Origin of the sequence: Leifsonia virtsii, from assembly GCF_030433675.1 — a bacterium.
In the GTDB taxonomy this organism is placed as follows: Bacteria; Actinomycetota; Actinomycetes; order Actinomycetales; family Microbacteriaceae; genus Leifsonia; species Leifsonia virtsii.
Genome location: NZ_JAROCB010000003.1, coordinates 556185 through 578548, shown reverse-complemented (window position 1 = coordinate 578548; position 22364 = coordinate 556185). Strand labels below are relative to the sequence as shown.

Here is a 22364-nt window from a genome sequence, read left to right as displayed (position 1 = left end):
TTCCATGTTCCGCTCCCTCGCCGGCGTCAACTACCGCATCTGGGCCGCGGGCGCGATCGTCTCCAACGTCGGCACGTGGATGCAGCGCACCGCCCAGGACTGGATCGTCCTGACCCAGCTCACCCACAACAACGCGTCCGCGGTCGGCCTGGTCATGGCGCTGCAGTTCGCTCCGCAGCTGATCCTGCTGCCGGTCACGGGATGGGCGGCCGACCACCTGGACCGCCGCAAGCTCCTGATGGCCACGCAGGGCGCGATGGGGGCGCTCGGTCTGGGGCTCGGCATCCTGACCGTCACCGGCGCCGTGCAGCTCTGGCAGGTCTACCTGTTCGCCCTGCTGCTCGGCATCGTGGCCGCCTTCGACGCACCGGCACGGCAGACCTTCGTCTCCGAGCTCGTCGCCGGGCCCAACCTGTCGAATGCCGTCGCCCTCAACTCCGCCTCCTTCAACGCGGCCCGCCTGATCGGCCCGGCGGTCGCTGGACTGCTCACGGCGGCCGTGGGCGCAGGCTGGGTGTTCCTCATCAACGCGGCGACCTTCGGCGCCGTGCTGATCTCCCTCTCACTGCTGCGGCGCGAGAAGCTGTACCGCACCGAGCGGGCGAAGCGCTCCCGCGGCAGCCTGGTGGACGGCTTCCGCTACGTGAGGCGGCGTCCCGACATCCTCGTCATCCTGATCATGGTCTTCCTGATCGGGACGTTCGGCCTCAACTTCCCGATCTTCATCTCGACCATGTCGGTGAGCGTCTTCCATCAGGGCGCCGGCGAGTACGGCATCCTGTCGTCGATCATGGCGATCGGCTCCGTGATCGGCGCGCTGCTCTCAGCACGCCGCGACCGGCCGCGCATCTCGCTGCTGTTCGCGGGCGCCGCGTTCTTCGGCTTCGGCTGCGCGCTGGCGGCCGTGATGCCGACGTACTGGCTGTTCGCGATCGCGCTGATCGTCATCGGGGTCTCGTCGCAGACGCTGATGACCACGGCGAACGGGACCGTGCAGCTGACCACGGACCCGAAGCTGCGAGGCCGCGTCATGGCCATCTACATGGCGATCTTCATGGGCGGCACCCCGATCGGCGCGCCGATCGTCGGCTGGGTGGCCGACGCCTTCGGCCCGCGCTGGGCGCTGGGCGTGGGAGCGGCGAGCGGGTTCGCCGCGGCCCTCGTCGGCGTGTTCTACCTCGTGAAGTACCGCGGGATGCGCGTCCGCTTCACCGGTCTCCGGCCGCGTGTCACCCTCGCGCCGCGGGAGACCGTGCGCGAGGAGCTGGAGGAGACCGAAGTGACCGCGACCCGCACGTCCTGACCGCCGTGCGATACGGTTCCGGGATGTTCCCCGTGACCCCGCCCTACGCGCACGGCTTCGTGCGGAACCCCGACGGCGACCGCATCTACTGGGAGACCAGCGGCGCACCGGATGGCCTTCCCGCGCTCTGGCTGCACGGCGGCCCCGGCTCGGGTCTGAAGACGGGCAACTACCGCAAGCGCTACGACCCCGAGGTCTTCCGCATCGTCGGCATCGACCAGCGCGGCTGCGGGCGCAGCACCCCGCTCGTCGTGGACGCCCTTGACCGGTTGCCCGCCAACACGACAGACGGCCTGATCGCCGACATCGAGCTCGTCCGGGAGGAGCTGGGCATCGACCGCTGGCTCGTCACCGGCGGCTCGTGGGGCTCGACGCTCGCGCTGGCGTACGCGTTGGAGCATCCGGAGCGGGTGGCCGGCATCGTGCTCGGCGCGGTGACGACCACCGGCCGCGACGAGGTGGACTGGATCACCGAGACGATGGGCCGCGTGTTCCCCGAGGCGTGGGAGGCCCTGGAGCGCGCATCCCAGCGCCGCCCTGGCGAGCGGGTCGTGGAGGCGTACGCGCGCGTCCTCGCCACCGGCACACCCGAGGAGCGCACGCGCGCCGCCGAGGCGTGGGAGGCCTGGGAGACGACCCACGTCTCCCTCGACCCGAACTTCGTGCCCGGCCCGATGTTCGACGACCCCGTGGAGCGCGAGGTCTTCGCCACCCTCGTGACGCACTACTGGGCGAACCTCGCCTTCCTCCCCGGCGAGCGCGCCATCCTGAACCGGGTGGACGAGCTGGCCCACATCCCCGCCGTCCTCATCCACGGCCGCCACGACGTCAGCGGGCCGGTGATCACGCCGTGGCTGCTGCACCGGCGCTGGCCCGCCAGCCGGCTCGTCGTCGTCGAGGGCGAGGGCCACGGCGGCCCGGAGTCGATGCGGATCATGGCGGAGGCGATCAGCGGGTTCGCGCGGCAGGGACAATGGGAGGCGTGACCTCCTCCCCCGGCCTGACCCCGCTCGCCGAGCGCGCCCTCGCGCTCATCCCGGAGGGCGGTCGCGCGATCGTCGGCGTCGCCGGGAGCCCTGGCTCGGGCAAGACGACGCTGGCGCGCTCGGTGGCGCACCGCGTGAACGAGCTCGCGGACGCGGGCACCGCCGTGCACCTGCCGATGGACGGCTTCCACCTCGCGAACGCCACCCTCGACGCACTCGGCCGCCACGACCGCAAGGGCGCGATCGACACGTTCGACGGCTGGGGCTTCGCTGCGCTGCTGCAGCGGGTGCTCGCCGAGACGGCGAACCCGGTGTACGCCCCCGCGTTCGAGCGCACCGTCGACGAGCCCGTCGCCGGATCCATCGCGGTCGAGCCGGGGACGCGCCTGGTCGTCGTGGAGGGCAACTACCTGCTCGTCGACGCCGACCCGTGGACGCGCATCCCGCCGCTCCTCGCCGAGTCCTGGTTCGTGGCGACGCCGGAGGAGGAGCGGATGCGCCGCCTCGTCGACCGGCACACCCGCCACGGCCGCACACCGGAGGCCGCGGCCGCCTGGGCCAGGGACGTCGACGGCGCGAACGCGGTGCTCATCGAGGCGTCGCGCTCCCGCGCCGACCTGGTCGTCGACGGCACCACCGGACTCCCAGCCGGCGACGCCTAGCCTGGAGGGATGACCTCCCCGACCCCCACGTTCGACCGCGTCACCGTGTTCGGCGCCGACTGGTGCCGCGACTGCATCCGCTCAAAGTCCCTCCTCGACCGCCTCGGCGCCGACTACGAGTACATCGACCTCGTGGCCCGCCCCGACGAGGCGGACCGGGCGCGCGAGATCAGCGGCCGCACCAACATCCCGGTGATCGTCTTCCCCGACGGCCGCCACCTGGTCGAGCCGACCGACCCGGAGCTGGAGGCCGCGCTCCGCGGCTGAGGGAGGCTACCGGTCGTCTTCCGGCCGTTCGGGCAGCACGCGAACCCGGTCCGCCTGCACCCGGCTCGACGCTCCGCGGCGCGTGGCCGCGCACCTCTCGTCGTTGCCGAGCTGCTCCCGCACCCGGTACGGGCACCGACGCAGGTGGGTCACGCTCACGACGCGAACGGGCGGCGACTCCTCGGACATGAGCGCGATCGTAGCCAGCGTGCGCTCGGCCGACGTACCGCCTGACCGCTATTCGAGCCGCCCCGGCGCCCCGTGGCCGGGCAGCACCAGACGTGGACGCGATGCGGCGATCGCGGTCAGCGTCGCGTCGGCCTGCGCTCGGTCGGAGATGAGGAAGCCCGGGAAGTGCACGAGACGCCCGTGCGAGAGCCGGGCGGCGTCGCCGATGAACGCGACCCCGCGCCAGCGCACCAGGTGGTGCCCGGGCGTGTGACCCGGCGCCGGCACCGCGACGACCCCAGGGACCACCTCGGTCTCCGCGTCGTCCGGGAGCTCCGTCAGCTGCGGCAGGTCGGCCCGTCCCAGCCAGCCGACCCGCATCATGGCGCGGCGCGTCCGCGTCGGCGGGGGCACCTCGCCGCGCAGGATCCGCGCGTCCGCAGCACCCAGCCACACGGTCGCGCCGGTCGCGCGCTGAACGGCGGCCGCCGCGCCCACGTGGTCGGGGTCGTAGTGCGTGAGCACCACGTCCGTCAGCCGCGGGATGCGCGCCCCGGACAACTCCGCGACCACCTTCGCCGCGCCCGACGCCAGGCCGCTGTCGACGAGCACCGACCGGTCGCCGCCCTCGAACAGATAGGCGTTCCCGGCCCGCGCCGCCTCCACCCGGTACAGCCCCTCGATGACCTCGCGCATGGTGGGATGCTAGTCCCGCCGCCGCGCCCCAGGAAGCTGAGGCGATTCATCGTCGGCTCCGCGTAATCCCATCCACATCCCCTGTTGGACTTCCGCCGGATCACGGCGGAGAGTGACGAGCATGGAGTACACACATCTGGGCCGGTCCGGCCTGAAGGTCTCGCGCATCGTCCTCGGCACCATGAACTTCGGGCCGCAGACGAGCGAAGAGGATTCCCACCGGATCATGGACGCGGCGCACGAGGCCGGCGTCAACTACTTCGACACGGCGAACGTCTACGGACAGCACCGCGGCCGCGGCGCGACCGAGACGATCGTCGGCAACTGGTTCGCGCAGGGCGACGGGCGCCGCGAGCGCACCGTGCTCGCGACCAAGCTGTACGGCGACATGGGCGACTGGCCGAACGAGGGCAGGCTCTCGGCGCTCAACATCAGGCGCGCACTCGACGCGAGCCTGAAGCGGCTGCAGACCGACTACATCGACGTCTACCAGTTCCACCACATCGACCGGGACACCCCCTGGGACGAGATCTGGCAGGGCATCGAGACCGCGATCGCGCAGGGCAAGATCCTTTACGCCGGCTCCAGCAACTTCGCCGGCTGGCACATCGCCACCGCGCAGGCGGAGGCCCGCAGGCGCAACCTGCTCGGGCTGGTCAGCGAGCAGTCCATCTACAACCTGCTCACCCGCCAGGTCGAGCTGGAGGTGCTGCCCGCCGCCCAGGCGAACGGCGTCGGCGTGATCGCCTGGTCGCCGCTGCAGGGCGGCCTGCTCGGCGGCGTCATCCGGAAGCAGAACGAGGGCAAGCGCCGCCTGGAGGGTCGCGCTGCGGAGACCCTGGAGAAGCACCGCGATGCGATCGAGGCGTACGAGGCGTTCGCCGACGAGCTCGGTCACGAGCCGGGCGACCTCGCGCTCGCCTGGCTGCTGACCCGCCCGGGCGTGACCGGACCGATCATCGGGCCGCGCACGCACGAGCAGCTGGAGGGCGGCCTGCGCGCTCTCGACATCCACCTCGACGAGGCGGCGCTCGCCCGGCTCGACGAGATCTTCCCTGGCCACAAGCCGGCCCCCGAGGACTACGCCTGGTGACCCCGGGCACACGGAACGCGAAAGGACACGCATGAGGACACGCACCATCGGCGACATCGAGGTCTCGGCGATCGGACTCGGCGGGATGCCGATGTCGATCGAGGGGCGCCCCGACCGGGAGCGCTCGATCAAGACCATCCACGCCGCCCTGGACGAGGGCGTCACGTTCATCGACACGGCGGACGCGTACCACCTGCACGCCGACGAGGTCGGCCACAACGAGGAGCTCATCGCGGAGGCGCTGCGCACCTGGGACGGCGACGCATCGGCGGTGCTCGTGGCGACGAAGGGCGGCCACCTGCGGCCGGGCGACGGCTCGTGGACCCTGAACGGCCGTCCCGAGTACCTGAAGGAGGCCGCGAAGGCGTCGCTGCGCCGGCTCGGCGGTGACGCGATCGGCCTCTACCAGTTCCATCGACCCGACCCGGAGGTGCCGTACGCGGAGTCGGTCGGCGCGATCCGCGACCTGCTCGACGAGGGCGTCATCCGGATGGCCGGGATCTCCAACGCGAACCCCGACCAGATCCGGGAGGCGAACGACGTGCTCGGCGGCCGCCTGGTGTCGGTGCAGAACCAGTTCTCGCCGGCGTTCCGCTCCAGCGAGCCGGAGCTGCGCCTCGCCGACGAGCTCGGCATCGCGTTCCTGCCGTGGAGCCCGCTCGGCGGCATCACCTCGGCGGGCGATCTCGGCAGCCGGTTCGAGCCGTTCAAGGACGTCGCCGACGCCCGCGGGATCAGCCCGCAGGTGGTGGCGCTGGCCTGGCACCTCGCGCAGAGCCCGCACGTGATCCCGATCCCCGGCTCGTCGCGTCCGGAGACGATCCGCGACTCGGTGACCGCCGTCGACGTCGAACTCACCGCGGAGGAGCTCGCCGCCCTCAACGCCGCCTGACCCGGCCGCCCCCAGCCATCAGCTCCTGAGTTCTTCGCCCGTTTCCCGGCGATTCGGTCGAAGAACTCAGGAGCTCTTGGCCTGGGGGCGCAGCTGCGCGAGGAACGCGGAGGCGGCCGGACTGGGCTGGTCGGAGACCGCGACGGCGACGGTCCAGTCCGGAGCGCCCTGCAGCGGCACGGCCCGGAGCGCGTCCGGCCGCTTGCGCGCGAAGCTCGTGGGAACGACCGCGACACCGAGGTTGTAGCCGACCAGGTCCAGGAGCGGATGGACGTCGTTGACCTCCATCGCCGCCCGGTAGTCGAACCCGGCGGCCGCGAACGCCCGCCGCGCCAGCGCCTGCGCGCCCCAGCCCTCCTGGAAGCCGACCAGCGGCTCGCCGCGCAGGCTCTCCAGCGGGATGCTCTCCCTGCTCGCGAAGCGGTGCTCGGGATGGCAGAGCACGAGCATCTCCTGCGTGCTCAGCCGGCGCAGCCGGACGCCGGGCGGCGTGTGCCCGGTGTCGACCACCAGCGCGACGTCGATGCGCCCGCCCGCCACATCGTCCACCAGCTCTTCGGAACCCGAGTAGCGCAGCCGCACCTCCACTCCGGGATTCGCGGTGCGGAAGGACGCCAGCTCGGCCGGAAGGTCCACCGAGCCGAGGCACGGCTCCGCGCCGATCGTCAGGCGCCCGCGCAGCAGGCCGCGCACGGCGGCGACGGCGTCGCGCGCGGCCGCCGCGCTGGCGAGCGTGCGCACCGAGTCGGCGAGCAGTGCCTGGCCCGCGGCGGTCAGCTCGACCCGGCGCGTGCTGCGGACGAAGAGCGAGGTGCCCAGCTCCTGCTCGAGCGAGCGGATGGAGGCCGACAGCCCGGACTGGGAGATGCGCAGCAGCTCGGCGGCGCGGGTGAAGTGGCGCTCCTCGGCGACGGCGACGAAGTGCTGCAGTTGACGCAGTTCCATTGAGTGATCGTACTGCTCAATGGCCGCTCGACGATAAGCGGGACCTCTCAGGCCGCATGGGCTGCAGGCGAGGACTCGACGCCGGGCAGCGGCTCGATGTGGAACGTTCGGCGGAAGCGGTCGACCAGCTCGTGCCTCCCGGCCAGCACGACGACCGCCGGCTCGCCTGCGCCGAGCAGGTCGGCGAGGCTCTCCAGCGGGATCTGGAACTCGACGACGTCCTCCGGCGCACCGATGTCGAGCCGGCGCTGCGGCTGGGGAAGAGCGTCCGCGCCGATGTCCATCACATCCAGCGCCCGGCCGACGACCAGCGCGCTGACGGAGGTGCCGCCGGCGTGGACGACGTACTCGGTGGGCGGCAGCCGCTCGGCTTCGTGCCCGCGGAAGGCCGCGCGGAGCGTCACCCCCAGGGCGTCGGCCGTGAGCACCTCCCCCTCGGCGGGCTCGGCCGAGGCCGCCCAGCCCCAGCGCTCCAGCTCCAGCACGACGGGCTCGAGCGCGCGCCCGAGCGGGGTGAGCTCGTAGCCGCCGCGCACCGCCGGTACGCGGCGGATGACGCCCGCCGCCTGCAGCTCCTTCAGCCGGTCACTGAGGATGTTGGTCGGGATGCGCGGCAGCCCCGTCTTGAGGTCGCTGTATCGGCGCGCGCCGCCGAGAAGGTCTCGGACGATGAGCAGGGCCCACCGCTCGCCGACCTTCTCGACGGCGCGGGCCAGTCCGCCGTACTGACCGAAGCCGCGGGGAGTGCGCGTCGCCATCCGGGTCAGGCCGTCGCCTGAGCGCCGGCCCCCTGCTCGGTCATGAACGCCTCCGGCCCCTTCTCGACGGCGGCGGGCTCCATGAAGAGGAAGGAGAGGAGGTTGCCGTCCGGGTCCTCCAGGTCGCGCGAGTACATGAAGCCGTAGTCCTGCGCCGGCCGCGGCTCGGAGCCGCCGGCCTCGAGGCCGCGGGCGACGATGGCGTCGACGGCCTCGCGCGAGTCCTGGCTCAGCGCGACGGAGGCGCCGGCCTGGGTGTGCGGGTCGATGATCTGCTTGTCGGTGAAGGTCGCGTAGAACTCGCGCGTCTGCACCATGAAGTAGATGGTGTCGCTGAGGACGACGCAGGCCGCGTTGTCGTCGGTGAACATCGGGTTGATGCTGTAGCCGAGGGCCTCGTAGAAGGCCTTCGAGCGGTCCAGGTCGTCGGTCGTGAAGTTGACGAAGATGTTGAGTGACATGGTCTGCTCCCGTAGTCGAGCGGTTCGAATACGCTTAGCTTGCTCTTTGCAAGTTCACTTGTCAAGAACAAGTAATCGACGTTTGCGGATCTTCGCGATCACCTCGTGGATCTCCGGCGCGAGCCGCAGCGCCCCCTCCCGTTCCGCCGCTTCGAGCGCGTCGGCCTGCGCTGCGTCGGCCCCGGTGAAGAACGACTCGACCGTGACGCCGTGGCCGGGACGCGACAGGACGCGGACCTCGTCCCCGGCCCCCACGCCGCCCGACTTCACGACCGAGAGGTATGCGCCCGTCCGGCCCTCAGCGGCGAACCGCTTCACCCACTGCGGCTCCCGCATCCTCCGCTGGAACGTCGCGCACGGCGTCCGCGGGCAGGTCACCTCGACCACGAGTTCGTCGCCGATGGCCCACCGCTCGCCGATCTCGGCGCCGTTCACATCGAGCCCCGAGGTGCGCAGATTCTCGCCGAACAGGCCGGGCGGGATGTCGCGACCCAGTTCCGCCGCCCAGAACGCCGCATCTTCGTCGGCGTACGCGTAGAGCGCCTTCGTTGCGCCGCCGTGGTGCTTGCGGTCGGCCTGGACGTCGCCGTACAGCCCGAGCGGACGCACGTGGAGCCGCCGCTCCACCGGACGCTTGTCGATCGCCGTGACGCCGATGCCGCCCGCGTCCTTCAGCAACTGCTCGACCCGGCACACCGCGAGAATCTCTGCCATCGGCCCAGTATCTCAGCGCACGCCGCGCATCATCCGCAGCACCCACGGGCTGATGAGTGCCAGCAGCAGCCCGATGACGACCGCGACCCCGCCGATGACGCTGAAGTACACCGCCTCGGTCTCGGGCGTGTACAGCTTCGCCAGCTGCCCGGCCATCGCGGTGCCGAGCGCGACCGACAGGAAGTACAGCGCCACCATCTGTGCCTGGAACGGACCCGGCGCGAGCTTGGTCGCCGCCGACAGACCGGGCGGGGAGATCAGGAGCTCGGCGACCGTGAACACGAACAGGATGCCGACGACCCCGAGCAGCGGCGTGCTGTTGCGGCCGCCACCGGCCCAGATCAGGAACAAGAAGAACGCCAGCCCCATCAGCACCGTGCCGGCTGCGAACTTGATCGGCGTCGAGGGCTGCTTCTCACCCCACTTCGTCCAGATCGCCGCGAAGGCGCCCGACAGCACGATGATGAAGATCGGGTTGATCGACTGAACCCACGAGACCGGGAACTCCCAGCCGAACAGGTTGCGGTTCAGGCGCTCGTCGGAGTAGATCGTCACCACGGTGAACTGCTGCTGGTACAGCGACCAGAACGCCGCGTTAGTGATGAACAGCGGGATGAACGCCACCAGCCGACTCCGCTCCACCCCGTTGACCAGCCGCGACGAGAACATCACGACGAAGTACACGATGGCGGCGACGATGGTGACGCCGATCACCCACAGCGCGAGGTTGAATGCGTTGATGACGTTCGTCAGCACCAGTGCGAGGATGACCACCACTCCGGCGATTCCGATGCCGATCACCAGTGGATACCGCGAGCGCTCCAGCGGGTGCGGAACGTGCCGCGCCTCATCGGGCAGCCGCTTGCGCCCGAGCGAGTACTGGATGAGGCCGATCGCCATGCCGACGGCGGCCAGCGCGAACCCCCAGTGGAATCCGAGGGTCGACTGCAGCAGACCGGTGAGCAGCGGCCCGAACAGCCCGCCCAGGTTGATGCCGAGATAGAAGAGGGAGAAGCCGGCGTCGCGACGCGGGTCCTTCTCCGAGTACAGCGTGCCGACGATGCGGGTCGCGTTCGCCTTCAACCCGCCGCTGCCGAGCGCGACCAGCAGCAGGCCGACCAGCACGCCGCCGACGCCCGGGATGAGCGCGAGCGAGATGTGGCCCGCCATGATGACGACCGCGCTCCAGAACAGCACCCTCTCCGAGCCGAACAGCCGGTCGGCCAGCCACGCGCCGAGGATCGTCGAGAGGTAGACGGCGCCGCCGTACGCCCCCACGATGCCGGCGGCCGTCGGCTGGTCGATGCCCAGGCCGCCCTGCTCCACCGAGTAATAGAGGTAGATGAGCAGGATGCCCTGCATGCCGTAGAACGAGAACCGCTCCCACATCTCGACGCCGAAGATGTTGGCGAGCGCCCGCGGCTGACCGAAGAAGCCGTGACTGCTCTCGTCGTCGCGTGGTTGACGCACGTCGGTTTGGCTCATGCGGACCATGCTCCCACCGGGCCGGCGCGAGGTGAACGACGATCGCGAATCTGTGGACAACCTCGCCAGACGCCAGGTTTGTGCAAAACCGCGCACGATTCGGCCGGTTGTCTCGCTTCGACGCAACGATCCACCGTAAGCTCGCAGCGTGGACAACCTCGATCGCAGCATCCTCGACCTGCTCCGCCAGAACGCGCGCGCCGGCTACGGCGACATCGGCTCGGTGGTCGGCCTGTCGGCGTCCGCGGTGAAGCGCCGCGTCGACCGGCTCGTCGCCGACGGCGTGATCCGCGGGTTCACCATCCAGGTCGACCCGGCGATCGACGGCATGAGCACCGAGGCGTACGTGGAGTTGTTCTGCCGCGGCACCGTCTCGCCGGAGGAGCTGCTGCGCATCCTGTCGGCCGTGCCGGAGGTCGTCGACGCCGGAACCGTCACGGGCAGCGCCGACGCGATCGTCCACATCCGCTCGCGCGACATCCCGAGCCTGGAGGCGGCGCTCGAGAAGGTGCGCCTGGCGCCGAATGTCGACCACACACGCAGCGCCATCGTGCTCTCGCGCCTCATCACCCGCGGCAGCTGAGCGTCGCGAATCTTCAAGACCGCACCCACGGCACCGGCGAGACTGGCCGCATGACCACGACAGCACGAGCCGAACTCCGCGTCGACGCGTCCCGCGAGCGCCTCTGGCACGCCCTGACCGATCCCGAGACGATCAGCCGCTACCTGTTCGGCAGTCGCGTCGAGACGGACTGGCGGGAGGGGAGCCCCATCCTCTACCGAGGCGAGTGGGACGGCCGGCCGTACGAGGACAAGGGGACCATCCTCGAGATCGTGCCGGGCGACCGCCTCGTCACGAGCTACTACAGCCCGCTCAGCGGGAAGCCGGACGAGCCGGCGAGCTACCAGACCGTCTCGTACCTGCTCGCCGAGGAGGGCGACGGAACCCTCGTCACCATCACCCAGGACGGCTGCGCCGACGATGCGGAGGCGGAGCGGTTGAGCGGCAACTGGGCCGCAGTGCTGGAGTCGCTGAAGCGCGTCGTCGAAGAAGGCTGACCCTCTCCTGCGAGAACGTTCAGCGATCCCTGGGCGCGCGAGGGCCCGGTCCGAGCGCCGGCACGGCCAACAGTGGCACGATGGGCGCATGAAGCTGCTGGTTGTCGAAGACGATCCGGACATGGGGGGCCTCGTCGAGCGAGGGCTCGCAGCCGAGGGATACGACGTGACGCTGGTCACGAACGGCGTGGATGCGCTCATCGCGCTCCGCAGCGACGCCTACTCGGCGGCCGCGATCGACGTGATGCTGCCCGGGATGAGCGGGTTCGAGCTGTGCCGGCACATCCGCGAGGCCGCCAACCCGATGCCGATCCTGCTGCTGACCGCGCGGGACGCGATCGAGGACCGCGTGCACGGCCTCGACTCCGGTGCCGACGATTACCTCACGAAGCCGTTCGCGTTCGCCGAGCTGGCCGCGCGCGTCCGCGCGCTGCTGCGCCGGGAGCCCACCGGGATGCGCCCCCAGGTGACCGTCGGCCGTCTCACGATCGACTCGCACGAGCACCAGGCGCTCGTCGCCGGGCACGAGATGCCGCTCAGCCGCCGGGAGTTCACGCTGCTGCGGCTGTTCGCGACCAACCCGGACAAGACGCTGTCCCGCTCCGACATCCTCGAGTCAGTCTGGGGCACCACCGAGAACATCGGCACCAACGTCATCGACCAGTACGTCTCCTACCTGCGCAAGAAGCTGGACGCCGCCGGCGCCGGCCTGTCGATCGTCACCGAGCGCGGGCGCGGCTACCGGCTCGACGCCCGCAACGCCGCAGACGCCAAGCGGTCGGGCACGGCCGACGAGACGGCGCAGAGCACCCCCGACACCGCATCCGCCCCGTGAACGCGCTGCGGCGTCTGTCGATCACGGCGCGCATCACGATCGGCAGCCTGATCGTCGCGGCCCTGTTCGCCCTCGTCGCCGTCGTCATCATCCGCATCGGCGTCTCGTCGATCCTGCACAACGCCACCCTCACGCTCCTCAGCAACGACGTCGCCGCACCGGCGCAGTCGCTCGCGACCAAGCCGACCGGACCGTTCGACCTTCCCGGCGGCGGGCAGGAGCTGGCGATCGTCGACGATCAGGGCGCCATCCTCGCGTCGACCATGCCGGAGGGGCTCGAGGACCGGATGCCGTCGCTCGTCGACCGCGGACCCGGCGTGCGCGATGTCCAGGTCGGCGACGAGCACTACGTGGTGCTCACCCGTGACGTCGAGACCCCGAACGGGACCATGCACGTGGTCGCGGCCCGCAACGAGGAGACCACCGCCCTGCTGCTCGACCGGCTGACCGCGGCCCTGCTCGCGGGGGCCGGCGTGCTGATCTTCGCGTTCGGCGGCGCGTCGTGGCTACTGACCCGCACAGCGCTGCGGCCGGTGAGCCGGATGCGCGAGCAGGCGGACCGCATCGCGGCGTCGACACCGGACGAGGCGGGCCTGCTGCCGGTCGGGCCGGCCCAGGACGAGCTCTCGGAGCTCGCGACGACCCTCAACGACCTCATCCTGCGTTTGCGCGCCTCGGCGGACCGCGAGCGCCAGATGGTGTCGGATGCCAGCCACGAGCTGCGGACGCCGCTGGCGGTGCTGCGCGGACAGCTGGAGCTGGCCGAGCTGGACGCGGGAGATCCGGAGGCGCTGCTGCACGACATCCGCTCGTCGCACTCGACCGCGATCCGCCTCGCCCAGCTGGCCAACAACCTCCTCGAGCTGTCCCGCATCGAGGCCGGCCCGTCGAGCGGACGCATCGACTGGCGCACGCTCGTCGACGAGCTCACCGACGCCATCGACCGCGCGCGGCTGCTGGTGAGCAGCGACGACGAGGCGACCGGCATCTCGGTGGATTTCGACTACGACCCGCGCCGACGCCCCGACGCGGGCTCGCGCGTCGCGCTGTCGCCGACCGACTTCGGCCGCATCCTGGACAACCTGCTCGGCAACGCGATCACCGCGATCCGCACCTCACCCGAGAGCCACCCGGAGGACACGGTCACGGCCACCCTCGCCCTGGCGGACCGCGAGGGCGAGGGCGGCGAGGGCGGCCAGGAGGTCGTGCTCACCGTCCGCGACACCGGCCCTGGCATGCCGGAGGAGTTCATCCCGGTCGCCCTCGACCGTTTCACGCGCGCGGACGGCGCGCGCACGACCGGACGGTCCGGTGGCGGGCTGGGGCTCGCCATCGTCGCGGCGCTGGCCGGTGCGGCCGGCGGCCGGGTGATCCTTGCGAACGCGAAACCGTCGGGCCTCACGGTGACGGTGAGGCTGCCCCTGCGCCACGACTGACGGGCTCAGCCGGCGGTCGGTCGAGGTCGGCTGAGCGTTCTGCGGGTCAGTGCCCGCTGCGGTCGGAGTCGACGCCCGCGTCCGGTCCCTGGTCGAGTGTGTCGAACGCGGCGAGGTCGTCGGCGTCGAGCGCGAAGTCGAACACGGCGAGGTTCTGCGCCATCCGCTCGGGGTCGCGCGACTTCGGGATGGCGACCAGGCCGTTCTGCACGTGCCAGCGCAGCACGACCTGCGCGGGCGTGCGGCCGTGCTTGTCGGCGACCCGGACGACCTCCGGCTGCGCCAGTAGGTCGCTCCCGGCGCCGATGGGGCTCCACGACTCGGTGACGATGCCGTGCTCTGCGTCGTACTCGCGCTGGGCCCGTCGCGGGATCGCCGGGCTCAGCTGGACCTGGTTGACCGCGGGAACGACCCCGGTCTCGGCGATCAGCCGGTCGATGTGGGCCGGCTTGAAGTTCGAGACGCCGATCGCGCGCGCCTTGCCCGCCTCGCGGAGGCGGATGAACGTCTCCCAGGTGGACACGTACTGGTCGCGCTGCGGGAGCGGCCAGTGGATGAGCAGCAGGTCGACGTAGTCGAGCCCGAGTCGCGCCAGGCTGTCATCGAGGCCGCCGACCGCCCGCTCGTCGCCCTGGTAGGTGCCGTCCAGCTTGGTGGTGACGAACCACTCCTCGCGCGGCACCCCGCTCGCGGCGAGTCCGCGCCCGACGCCGGTCTCGTTGCCGTACTTCACCGCGGTGTCCACGTGCCGGTATCCCGCCTCCGCGGCCGCCACGACGGCTCGCTGCACCTCGGCGTCATCGAGGGGCCACGTGCCCAGGCCGAGCTGCGGGATGCTGCCCCCGCCGGTGAGCGGAAGCGAGGGGATGGAGGTCGTCATGGGTCTCACAGTACGCGTGCCGGGATCGGCGCGGGGCGGCTCGGCGGCGTCAGATGACGCCGTCGGAGAGCTTCGTCGGGTTGCCGAACCGGTGGTTGGTGATCGAGATGGCCTGCTCGCGCACGAAGGTCAGCACCTCGACCCGCCCCGAGGGCGTGACCGGCCCGTGGTGGATCGCCACGTCGGGGCTCCCGCCGAGTGCGGCCGCGAGCGCCGCCGGGTCGCCGCCGATGAGGCGGATGCGATGCGCCGCGATCCTCCTGGCGCGCACGCGCGAGAGCCAGTGGGCGTCGGACTCGACCGTCACCTCGACCTCCCGCTCGCGGAGCAGCGCCTGCATGGCGCGCGGCAGCTTCACCGGGGTGCTCACCGTGAACGGCGAGCGCGCGACGGTGCCGGCGGCCATCACCCGGAGGAGCTCCGGCAGCGAGCTACCCTCGGAGAGCCGGATGGCGACGGGGACCGGGCGGTAACGGAACAGATTGCGCTCGACGCCGAGCCCGGAGACGTCGGTCACGCGGTGGTACTCGGTGGCGACCGCGATCGCATCGCTCAGTGCGGACCGGCGCACGAGGTCGAAGGACGGGTAGTCCATCGACGACTGTCCGGACTCGATGAGGTCGGACACGCGCTGCTCGAGGCCGCGCAGATGGAGGCTCGAGCTGGAGTGCCCGGCCTCAGGCTCCCACGAGCCGAGTCCGAGCAGGTAGTTGGGACCGCCCGCCTTGGTCCCGGCTCCGACCGAGGAGCGCTTCCAACCACCGAACGGCTGACGGCGGACGATCGCCCCGGTGATCCCTCGATTGACGTAGAGGTTGCCCGCCTCGACGGTGTCGAGCCACAGCGCGAGCTCGTCCGAGTCGAGCGAGTGCAGGCCCGCGGTGAGGCCGTACTCGACGGCGTTCTGGAAGCGGATGGCCTCCTCCAGGTCGCGCGCCGTCATGATGCCGAGCACCGGCCCGAAGAACTCGGTGAGGTGGAAGTAGGAGCCGGGCTGGACTCCCGTGCGCACGCCGGGAGACCAGAGCCGCCCCGTGTCGTCGAGGGGCTTCGGCTGCACGAGCCACTCCTCGTCGGCGCCGAGGGTCGTCAGAGCATGCAGCAGCTTGCCCGAGGCGGGCTCGATCAGGGGACCCATCTGACTGGTCGGATCCCACGGGTAGCCGACCCGGAGACTCGCCACGGCGTCCAGAAGCTGATTGCGGAACCGCTCGGACTTCGCCACCGACCCGACCAGGATGACGAGGCTCGCCGCGGAGCACTTCTGGCCTGCGTGCCCGAACGCGCTCTTCACGATGTCCGAGACGGCCAGGTCGTAGTCGGCGCTCGGTGTGACGATGATCGCGTTCTTGCCGCTGGTCTCGGCGAGCAGGGGAAGGTCGGGTCGCCAGGAGCGGAACAGCTTCGCCGTCTCGTACGAACCGGTGAGGATGACCCGGTCGACCCGCGGATCGGAGATCAGCTGCTGTCCGAGCTCGTTCTCCGCGACGTCGACGAGCGCGAGCAGGTCGCGCGGGATCCCCGCCTCCCACAGCGACTCCACCATGACCGCCGCCGAGCGCCGTGCCTGCGGCGCCGGCTTGATCACGACGCCGCTTCCCGCGGCGAGCGCAGCCAGCACCGAACCGGCCGGGATCGCGACCGGGAAGTTCCACGGCGGCGCGACGACCGTGAGGGCGGAGGGCACGAAGCGAGCACCCTGCACCACGTCGAGCTCGCGGGCACGCGTCGCGTAGTAGTGGGCGAAGTCGACGGCCTCGCTCACCTCGGGGTCGGCCTCTGCGATGGTCTTGCCGGTCTCCGCCGCCATCACCTCGATGAGTCGGTCGCGGTTGGCCTCCAGCGCATGACCGGCCCGGTCGAGCACCGCGGCTCGGTCGTGACCGGTCCGGGCTCCCCAGGCGGCGCCGGCCTGGGCGACTCCGGTGATGATCTCGTCGAGGCGCTCGGCATCGGTGATGACCGACGCAGCGATGGTCTCGACGCCGAGGGCCGAGCCCTGCGACCTCGCGAGGATGCGCCGGCCCCAGAGCCGGTTCGCCGCACGCGACGGGTCGGTGTCGGGCGCGTTGCGGAACCCCTCCTCCTGCGCTGCGATCGCCGGCGCGGCCGCCGCCGGCCCGGGTGCCGCCTCCGGCATCAGATCGATGCCGCCCGAACCGCGGGTGAGCCCGAGCACGACGCTCGTCAGGCCCTGATCCTCCTCGGCCGGGACGGCGGCCGGCGCAGGCGGCCGGGTGAATGCGGGCGCCGACGCCTCCTCCCACTCGCGCGTGCGGTCCTGCTGACGGTTGGGCAGCGGAGCGGCCCCGCGCGGCCCGGAGTCGGCCTCGAACTCGGCCACGGACGCCAGGAACCGCTCCCGCTCGCGCTCGAACAGCTCAGGGTCGCTGTCGAGCCGGAACACCGCCGACATGAAGTTCTCGTGGCTCGCGTTCTCCTCCAGGCGCCGGATGAGGTACGAGATCGCGACGTCGAACTCGCGCGGATCGACGACCGGCGTGTACAGGAGCAGCTGCCCGACGGTGCCCTTGACCGCCTCCGCCTGTCGGGTCGCCATGCCGAGCAGCATCTCGAAGTCGATGCGGTCGGTGACACCGCGGCGCGAGGCGAGCAGCCAGGCGAACGCGATGTCGAACAGGTTGTGTCCGGCGACGCCGATCTTGACGGCGTCGGTGTGCTCGGGCGTCAGCGCCCAGTCGAGCACTCGCTTGTAGTTGGCGTCGGTCGCCTGCTTGCTGCCGTAGGTGGCGAGCGGCCAGTCGTGGATGGTCGCATCCACCCGCTCCATCGCGAGGTTGGCGCCCTTCACCACCCGGATCTTGATCGCCGCACCGCCCTGGATGCGCCTCTGCGTCGCCCACTCAGTGAGCGTCTGCAGCGCGTCGAGCGCATCCGGAAGGTACGCCTGCAGGACGATCCCCGCCTCGAGGTTCAGCAGCCGCGGCTGTTCCAGGATGCGCATGAAGACCGCCATCGTGAGGTCGAGGTCGCGGTACTCCTCCATGTCGAGGTTGATGAACTTAGGGGTAGGCGACGCCGCCGCCAGCTCGTACAGCGGCGTGAGCCGCTCCACCACGCGATCGACCGTCTCGTCGAACGCCCACATCGACAGCTGCGACGCGATCGACGAGACCTTGATCGACACGTAGTCCACGTCGTCGCGGGCGAGCAGCGCACGCGTGCCCTCGAGGCGGCGCAGCGCCTCCTTCTCGCCGAGCACGGCCTCGCCGAGCAGGTTGAGGTTGAGCCGGGCACCGTGCCCCTCAGGGTCATCGGACCGGCGCAGGCGCTCGATCGCGGGGCCGAGCTTCTCGGGCGTCGCATCGACGACCAGGTGACCGACCATGCGCCGCAGCACCAGTCGTGCGATGGGGATCACCACCCACGGAAGCACCGGGCCGAACACGCCGCCGAGCCAGATGGCGATGCGCTGATACCAGGGCAGGAAACGCGGGATGCGGCGCGCGAGCCGCTGCAGGTTGTACCCGGCGACGAACAGGTCTTGCGGACGTGCGACTCCGTCGACGAACCCGACCGCGAAGTCGAGGCCGCCGGGGTCGCTGAGCACGCCCGCCAGCCTCCGCGCCGCGGGGTCTTCCTTCGGCGCGTCTCCGTCGCCGCTCTGCGCGCTCTCGGCCAGCCAGCGCTGCACCAGCTCGACCGCCTCGTGAGCGATCTGCGCCGGGCGCACCTCGGCGCCGTCCTTGGTGTTGTCGACCATGGAACGACACTATTACCCGAGGCCGGGCGGCCACCGGCACGACCTGAGATTGTGGATAACTCCCCGGCTAGAGTCGAGACATGACCGACCGCGCCGCCTCGTCCTCCGCCGCAACTCACGACGTCGTCATCGTGGGAGGGGGACACAACGGCCTCACCGCCGCCGCGTACCTGGCGCGCGCAGGGAAGTCGGTCATCCTGCTCGAACGGCTCGACGACGTGGGAGGCGCGGCCGTCAGCGCCCAGGCGTTCCCCGGCGTCGAGGCCCGGCTGTCCCGCTACTCGTACCTCGTCAGCCTGCTCCCGCAGCGCATCATCGACGAGCTCGGTCTCGACATCCGGCTCGCACGCCGCCGCTACTCCTCCTACACCCCCGTCCCGGGCGACCCCGCCGGCGCCGGACTGCTCGTCGACAACACCGACGCGACGGCCACCGCGGCCTCCTTCGCCCGCATCGGCGCGGCGGCCGACGCCGACGGGTTCGACTCGGTCTACCGAAGCACCGGCGAGCTCGCCCGTGCCCTCTGGCCGACCGTGACCGAACCGCTCCTCACCCGCTCGGAGGCGAAATCGCTGGTCGCCGACGACGAGCTGTGGGACGCGATCGTCGAGCGCCCGATCGGCGAGTTCATCGAGTCGCGCGTCGAGAACGACCTCGTCCGCGGCGTGGTCGCCACAGACGCGCTGATCGGCACGTTCGCGAGCGTCTCCGACCCGGGGCTCGCCCAGAACCGCTGCTTCCTGTACCACGTGATCGGACAGGGCACCGGCGAGTGGGATGTCCCCGTCGGCGGCATGGGCGCGGTCACCGGAGAGCTCGCGCGCGTCGCCCGCGAGGCCGGCGCCCGCATCGTCACCGGCGCCGAGGTGACCCGCATCGACCCCGACGGCACCGTGGAGTACCGCCGCAACGGTCACGAGCGGCGGGTCGAGGGAGCGCACGTGCTCGCCAACGTCGCCCCGGAGGTGCTCGACCGCCTGCTCGGCGAGACCCCGGAGCCACCGCGCGAGAAGGCGGAGGGAGCACAGGTCAAGGTGAACCTGCTCCTGAAGCGGCTGCCCCGCCTGCGCGACGAGAGCATCGACCCGAAGGCCGCGTTCGGCGGCACCTTCCACATCAACGAGACCTACACGCAGCTCGAAGAGGCCTACGCGGGGATGAGCCGCGGCGTCATGCCCGAACTGCTGCCGTGCGAGATCTACTGCCACACGCTCGCCGACCCGAGCATCCTCGACCCCGAGCTCGCCGAATCGGGGGCCCAGACCATCACCGTCTTCGGCTTGCACACCCCCGACCGCTGGCTCACCGACGAGAACAACGACGAGACGCGCCGGCGCCTCCAGGATGCGGTGCTCGCCTCCCTGAACTCGGTGCTGGCGGAGCCGGTGGAGGACCTGCTGCTGACCGACGGCGACGGCAACCCGTGCATCGAGACCAAGACGACGCGCGACCTGGAGCAGGCGCTCAACATGCCGGGCGGCAACATCTTCCACGGCCCGCTCTCCTGGCCGTTCGCCGAAGACGGCGACGCGCTAGACACGCCGGCGCAAAGGTGGGGAGTCGCGACCGCGCACCCGCGCATCCTGCTCTGCGGCTCCGGCGCGCGGCGCGGCGGCGCTGTCAGCGGCCTCGGAGGGCACAACGCCGCCATGGCCGTGCTCGAGGGCTGAGAGCACTCGCAGAGGCCTACTGCCGATTCCGGGCGGGCGTGACTAAGGTGTGGATCACCAGAGGCTGAGCCGACGGAGGTCACCATGATGCCGCAGCCGTCAGGAAGACTGGTCCGCAAGGACGACGGGGTCTACCTCGTCCTCGACCGGATGTTCAAGGCGCCCATCGAGGAGGTGTGGACGTACTTCAGCCGGTCGCCGCGGCTCAGCTCATGGCTGGGCGAGTACACCGGGACGGGCTCGACCGGTGCCGTCCGGTTCCGGATGACCGCCGACCGGGACGACGCGAACTGGGAGGACGTCTCGATCCTGGAGTGCTCCCCGCCCCATCGGCTGCACGCCGACGTCGGGCCGGCGGGCGGTTCCCACCGGATGTTCGTGCACCTGACCGAGGCGAGCGGCCACACCACAGTGACGGTGGGCCGACGGCTGCGCTCGCTGGTCGAGGAGGCGGACGAGGGACCCCGGTGGGACTACTACCTCGACCGGCTGGTCGCGGCCCACGACCACAAGCAGCCTCCCGAGCCGGCCGCGTACGGACCCTCGATGACGGAGCACTACCGGATGCTGTGCCGCGAGCTCGACCGCGATCTGCGCTCGGAGGCCGCCGCCGCACGGACGGCGGCCGCCGAGGGCTGAGACCGGATCAGGCGCGGGGCAGCTTGCGCGCCTTGACCTCGCGGAAGTACTCGTTGGCCGGCTTCAGGAAGATGAGCACGGTGGCGATGACCCCGACCACGAGGCGGGCGGCACCGAGGCCGAAGCCGTCCAGGATGCCGAAGAGCGACAGCACCGTCACGACGAGCAGCACGATGCGCGCCCAGTTCGCTCCGCGGCGCATGAACACCGCGAAGAGCACGTAGGCGGCGATGTAGAGGATGCCGAAGACGATGGCGATCGTCACGGACACCGCCAGCGTGGCGTTCAGCGCGCTGTCGGACAGCTGCTGGCCCTGTGCGGCGAGCTGGCGCTGCAGCGTGTCCTTGAGCGAGCCGATGGTGACCAGGGACACGATCAGCGAGATGAGGCTCAGCGCCGCTCCGACGATGTAGAGCCAGAAGGCGATGTTCACCTGCTGAGGAGGCGTCACCGGGCCGCTCGCGGCGGGGGCCGGGGACGACGAGGCGGGGTAGCTCGGGGGCAGGTTGGAATCACTCACGACGGGTCTCCTTTTTGACGCTGATGGATGCGAACGGCCGCTGGGCCATTGCTCTTTTGGCGCCGCCACGCTATCCCATAACCGCGGTGAGGGCAATCACCCGCGGCTCACCGCCCCATCGACGGCTCAGTGCCCATCGACGGCTCAGTGCCAGCGGTGGTCCTGCAACGTCACCCGCGGCCCGCGACGCTGGAAGCGGAAACCGCTCGCGAAGATCAGCCGCACGACGCGCTGCCGGTGGCCGGCCCACGGCTCGAGGAGCTCCAGCATCCCGTCGTCGTCCACGCGCCGGCCGATGAGCGCTTCGCCGACCTGATGCGCGAGGTGGTAGTCGCCGACGCTCACGAGGTCGGGATGCGCGTGCGAACGCTGCAGCGTCTCGGCGGCGGTCCACAGTCCGACCCCGGGGATCGTCTGGAGCGCGGTCTCCGCCGCCGCGAGGCCCGCCGAGTGCTCGACGGCACGCTCGAGCGACGTCGCGACGGCCAGCACGGCCTGCACCGCCCGCGCACGCCGCGGGTCGACGCCGGCGCGGTGCCACTCCCACGACGGGATGCCGCGCCACTGCTCGAGCGTCGGGCTCACGCGCATGCCCTCGGGAGCGGGGCCGGGCGCCGGTTCGCCGTACCAGCGCAGCAGGCGGGACCACGACCGGTACGCCTCGAGACTCGTCACGCGCTGCTCGATGATGGCGGGGAGCAGCGCCTCCAGCATCCGTCCCGTCTTCGCCAGGCGGAGTCCGGGGTTGCGGTGGAGGCTGTCGCGCAGCAGTGGATGGCGGCCCGCGTCGAGCCCGGACCAGTCGTCGTCGCGCCCGAGCAGCTCGGGCACCTGCGCGATCGCCCAGCCGGCGCCGGGACCCCACGCGGCAGCGGCGATGCCGCCCTCGGCGGGCGCGCGACGGATGCGGATGGTCGCCGCGCCCTCCGGGGTGCGCCACGTGCGCCACAGGCCGCCGATGTCCCACGTGGTGGTCGGGTCGTACGGGCCCCTGCCGAGCGGAGCCAGCGTGCCGGCGAGGTCGATCGGGACCGCGGGCCGGTACACGGTCTCCGCGTCGGGCGCGGTGCTCGCCGCCCCGGCGCCGGAGGCGCGGGAGGGCAGCACGGCGGTCATGCAGGCATGCTACGTCACGCACCTGACGTTCATGCCTGGGGGCTACCCGCATGTC

General features: G+C 71.3%; 23 protein-coding genes. 12 read left to right on the top strand and 11 right to left on the bottom strand.

The genetic code is table 11. The features are described from left to right. The first annotated feature begins 4 nt into the window (after positions 1 to 4). Genes P5G59_RS13770 through P5G59_RS13755 form a run of 4 tightly spaced genes read left to right on the top strand, consistent with a single transcriptional unit; the run spans position 5 to position 3218 of the window. Positions 5 to 1303 (top strand): MFS transporter, encoded by a 1299-nt coding sequence (locus P5G59_RS13770; RefSeq protein ID WP_301219624.1) that lies wholly within the window; start codon positions 5 to 7, stop codon positions 1301 to 1303. Positions 1304 to 1326: 23 nt separating this feature from the next. Further along, entirely contained in the window at positions 1327 to 2289 is a 963-nt protein-coding gene (gene pip / locus P5G59_RS13765; RefSeq protein WP_301219554.1) for a prolyl aminopeptidase, read from the top strand. Further along, the gene (locus P5G59_RS13760; RefSeq protein ID WP_435871261.1) at positions 2277 to 2951 is read left to right on the top strand and encodes a nucleoside/nucleotide kinase family protein; all 675 of its coding nucleotides are present in this window, start codon (positions 2277 to 2279) and stop codon (positions 2949 to 2951) included. The genes pip and P5G59_RS13760 overlap by 13 nt, the downstream gene beginning before the upstream one ends. A 9-nt stretch (positions 2952 to 2960) precedes the next feature. Next, positions 2961 to 3218: a glutaredoxin family protein gene (locus P5G59_RS13755; protein WP_301219552.1), complete on the top strand. Its 258-nt coding sequence runs from the start codon at positions 2961 to 2963 to the stop codon at positions 3216 to 3218. A 6-nt stretch (positions 3219 to 3224) separates the two neighbouring features. Here P5G59_RS13755 and P5G59_RS13750 read toward each other — a convergent pair whose 3' ends face one another. Then, positions 3225 to 3407 (bottom strand): hypothetical protein, encoded by a 183-nt coding sequence (locus P5G59_RS13750; RefSeq protein WP_301219551.1) that lies wholly within the window; start codon positions 3405 to 3407, stop codon positions 3225 to 3227. 48 nt (positions 3408 to 3455) lie between these two features. Continuing rightward, positions 3456 to 4082, bottom strand: coding sequence for an MBL fold metallo-hydrolase (locus P5G59_RS13745; protein WP_301219550.1), 627 nt, complete (start codon positions 4080 to 4082; stop codon positions 3456 to 3458). Between the two features lie 121 nt (positions 4083 to 4203). Between P5G59_RS13745 and P5G59_RS13740 the strand changes: the two genes are divergently transcribed. Together P5G59_RS13740 and P5G59_RS13735 are read left to right on the top strand one after the other, a co-directional pair. Further along, positions 4204 to 5175, top strand: a complete 972-nt coding sequence (locus P5G59_RS13740; RefSeq protein WP_301219549.1) for an aldo/keto reductase — start codon at positions 4204 to 4206, stop codon at positions 5173 to 5175. Between the two features lie 31 nt (positions 5176 to 5206). Next, positions 5207 to 6067 (top strand): aldo/keto reductase, encoded by an 861-nt coding sequence (locus tag P5G59_RS13735; protein WP_301219548.1) that lies wholly within the window; start codon positions 5207 to 5209, stop codon positions 6065 to 6067. A 66-nt stretch (positions 6068 to 6133) separates the two neighbouring features. Here the strand turns inward: P5G59_RS13735 and P5G59_RS13730 are convergent, their stop codons facing one another. Genes P5G59_RS13730 through P5G59_RS13710 form a run of 5 tightly spaced genes read right to left on the bottom strand, consistent with a single transcriptional unit; the run spans position 6134 to position 10439 of the window. Then, entirely contained in the window at positions 6134 to 7012 is an 879-nt protein-coding gene (locus P5G59_RS13730; RefSeq protein WP_301219547.1) for a LysR family transcriptional regulator, read from the bottom strand. 47 nt (positions 7013 to 7059) lie between these two features. Further along, positions 7060 to 7770: a winged helix-turn-helix transcriptional regulator gene (locus P5G59_RS13725; protein ID WP_301219546.1), complete on the bottom strand. Its 711-nt coding sequence runs from the start codon at positions 7768 to 7770 to the stop codon at positions 7060 to 7062. 5 nt (positions 7771 to 7775) lie between these two features. Continuing rightward, on the bottom strand, positions 7776 to 8231 hold the full coding sequence (locus P5G59_RS13720) for a VOC family protein (RefSeq protein WP_301219545.1): 456 nt from the start codon (positions 8229 to 8231) through the stop codon (positions 7776 to 7778). 54 nt (positions 8232 to 8285) lie between these two features. Next, positions 8286 to 8945: an MOSC domain-containing protein gene (locus tag P5G59_RS13715; protein WP_301219544.1), complete on the bottom strand. Its 660-nt coding sequence runs from the start codon at positions 8943 to 8945 to the stop codon at positions 8286 to 8288. A gap of 12 nt (positions 8946 to 8957) precedes the next feature. Continuing rightward, complete coding sequence (locus P5G59_RS13710; protein WP_435871260.1) at positions 8958 to 10439, bottom strand: peptide MFS transporter; 1482 nt, start codon at positions 10437 to 10439, stop codon at positions 8958 to 8960. A 139-nt stretch (positions 10440 to 10578) separates the two neighbouring features. On the opposite strand from P5G59_RS13710, the gene P5G59_RS13705 reads away from it, so the two are divergent. The 4 genes from P5G59_RS13705 to P5G59_RS13690 all read left to right on the top strand — a co-directional run bounded on the left by P5G59_RS13705 (position 10579) and on the right by P5G59_RS13690 (position 13760). After that, positions 10579 to 11013, top strand: a complete 435-nt coding sequence (locus tag P5G59_RS13705) for an Lrp/AsnC family transcriptional regulator (RefSeq protein ID WP_115695636.1) — start codon at positions 10579 to 10581, stop codon at positions 11011 to 11013. Positions 11014 to 11063: 50 nt separating this feature from the next. Beyond that, positions 11064 to 11489: an SRPBCC family protein gene (locus tag P5G59_RS13700; protein WP_301219542.1), complete on the top strand. Its 426-nt coding sequence runs from the start codon at positions 11064 to 11066 to the stop codon at positions 11487 to 11489. A gap of 88 nt (positions 11490 to 11577) precedes the next feature. Beyond that, the gene (locus tag P5G59_RS13695) at positions 11578 to 12324 is read left to right on the top strand and encodes a response regulator transcription factor (protein WP_301219541.1); all 747 of its coding nucleotides are present in this window, start codon (positions 11578 to 11580) and stop codon (positions 12322 to 12324) included. Continuing rightward, positions 12321 to 13760: a sensor histidine kinase gene (locus P5G59_RS13690; protein WP_301219540.1), complete on the top strand. Its 1440-nt coding sequence runs from the start codon at positions 12321 to 12323 to the stop codon at positions 13758 to 13760. Before P5G59_RS13695 ends, P5G59_RS13690 begins: the two co-directional genes overlap by 4 nt. A gap of 46 nt (positions 13761 to 13806) precedes the next feature. Here P5G59_RS13690 and P5G59_RS13685 read toward each other — a convergent pair whose 3' ends face one another. Continuing rightward, positions 13807 to 14640 (bottom strand): aldo/keto reductase, encoded by an 834-nt coding sequence (locus P5G59_RS13685; protein WP_301219539.1) that lies wholly within the window; start codon positions 14638 to 14640, stop codon positions 13807 to 13809. Between the two features lie 49 nt (positions 14641 to 14689). Next, a complete protein-coding gene (locus P5G59_RS13680; RefSeq protein ID WP_301219538.1) occupies positions 14690 to 18364 on the bottom strand; it encodes a proline dehydrogenase family protein in 3675 nt (1224 codons plus the stop codon). Between the two features lie 80 nt (positions 18365 to 18444). On the opposite strand from P5G59_RS13680, the gene P5G59_RS13675 reads away from it, so the two are divergent. Next, the gene (locus P5G59_RS13675; RefSeq protein ID WP_301219537.1) at positions 18445 to 20034 is read left to right on the top strand and encodes a phytoene desaturase family protein; all 1590 of its coding nucleotides are present in this window, start codon (positions 18445 to 18447) and stop codon (positions 20032 to 20034) included. An 84-nt stretch (positions 20035 to 20118) separates the two neighbouring features. Continuing rightward, entirely contained in the window at positions 20119 to 20673 is a 555-nt protein-coding gene (locus P5G59_RS13670; protein ID WP_301219536.1) for an SRPBCC domain-containing protein, read from the top strand. Between the two features lie 7 nt (positions 20674 to 20680). On the opposite strand, the gene P5G59_RS13665 is transcribed toward P5G59_RS13670, so the two are convergent. Then, positions 20681 to 21193, bottom strand: a complete 513-nt coding sequence (locus tag P5G59_RS13665) for a hypothetical protein (protein ID WP_301219535.1) — start codon at positions 21191 to 21193, stop codon at positions 20681 to 20683. Positions 21194 to 21337: 144 nt separating this feature from the next. Further along, positions 21338 to 22309 carry a DNA-3-methyladenine glycosylase family protein gene (locus P5G59_RS13660; RefSeq protein WP_301219534.1) on the bottom strand — a complete coding sequence of 324 codons (972 nt, stop codon included), beginning with the start codon at positions 22307 to 22309 and terminating at the stop codon, positions 21338 to 21340. Between the last annotated feature and the right edge of the window lie 55 nt (positions 22310 to 22364).

Excerpts from the sequence above, each read along its gene's own strand:
- P5G59_RS13770 (WP_301219624.1), top strand. The coding sequence starts at position 5 with ATGTTCCGCTCCCTCGCCGGCGTCAACTACCGCATCTGGGCCGCGGGC.
- pip (WP_301219554.1), top strand. The coding sequence starts at position 1,327 with ATGTTCCCCGTGACCCCGCCCTACGCGCACGGCTTCGTGCGGAACCCC.
- P5G59_RS13760 (WP_435871261.1), top strand. The coding sequence starts at position 2,277 with ATGGGAGGCGTGACCTCCTCCCCCGGCCTGACCCCGCTCGCCGAGCGC.
- P5G59_RS13755 (WP_301219552.1), top strand. The coding sequence starts at position 2,961 with ATGACCTCCCCGACCCCCACGTTCGACCGCGTCACCGTGTTCGGCGCC.
- P5G59_RS13750 (WP_301219551.1), bottom strand. The coding sequence starts at position 3,407 with ATGTCCGAGGAGTCGCCGCCCGTTCGCGTCGTGAGCGTGACCCACCTG.
- P5G59_RS13745 (WP_301219550.1), bottom strand. The coding sequence starts at position 4,082 with ATGCGCGAGGTCATCGAGGGGCTGTACCGGGTGGAGGCGGCGCGGGCC.
- P5G59_RS13740 (WP_301219549.1), top strand. The coding sequence starts at position 4,204 with ATGGAGTACACACATCTGGGCCGGTCCGGCCTGAAGGTCTCGCGCATC.
- P5G59_RS13735 (WP_301219548.1), top strand. The coding sequence starts at position 5,207 with ATGAGGACACGCACCATCGGCGACATCGAGGTCTCGGCGATCGGACTC.
- P5G59_RS13730 (WP_301219547.1), bottom strand. The coding sequence starts at position 7,012 with ATGGAACTGCGTCAACTGCAGCACTTCGTCGCCGTCGCCGAGGAGCGC.
- P5G59_RS13725 (WP_301219546.1), bottom strand. The coding sequence starts at position 7,770 with ATGGCGACGCGCACTCCCCGCGGCTTCGGTCAGTACGGCGGACTGGCC.
- P5G59_RS13720 (WP_301219545.1), bottom strand. The coding sequence starts at position 8,231 with ATGTCACTCAACATCTTCGTCAACTTCACGACCGACGACCTGGACCGC.
- P5G59_RS13715 (WP_301219544.1), bottom strand. The coding sequence starts at position 8,945 with ATGGCAGAGATTCTCGCGGTGTGCCGGGTCGAGCAGTTGCTGAAGGAC.
- P5G59_RS13710 (WP_435871260.1), bottom strand. The coding sequence starts at position 10,439 with ATGGTCCGCATGAGCCAAACCGACGTGCGTCAACCACGCGACGACGAG.
- P5G59_RS13700 (WP_301219542.1), top strand. The coding sequence starts at position 11,064 with ATGACCACGACAGCACGAGCCGAACTCCGCGTCGACGCGTCCCGCGAG.
- P5G59_RS13695 (WP_301219541.1), top strand. The coding sequence starts at position 11,578 with ATGAAGCTGCTGGTTGTCGAAGACGATCCGGACATGGGGGGCCTCGTC.
- P5G59_RS13685 (WP_301219539.1), bottom strand. The coding sequence starts at position 14,640 with ATGACGACCTCCATCCCCTCGCTTCCGCTCACCGGCGGGGGCAGCATC.
- P5G59_RS13680 (WP_301219538.1), bottom strand. The coding sequence starts at position 18,364 with ATGGTCGACAACACCAAGGACGGCGCCGAGGTGCGCCCGGCGCAGATC.
- P5G59_RS13675 (WP_301219537.1), top strand. The coding sequence starts at position 18,445 with ATGACCGACCGCGCCGCCTCGTCCTCCGCCGCAACTCACGACGTCGTC.
- P5G59_RS13670 (WP_301219536.1), top strand. The coding sequence starts at position 20,119 with ATGATGCCGCAGCCGTCAGGAAGACTGGTCCGCAAGGACGACGGGGTC.
- P5G59_RS13660 (WP_301219534.1), bottom strand. The coding sequence starts at position 22,309 with ATGACCGCCGTGCTGCCCTCCCGCGCCTCCGGCGCCGGGGCGGCGAGC.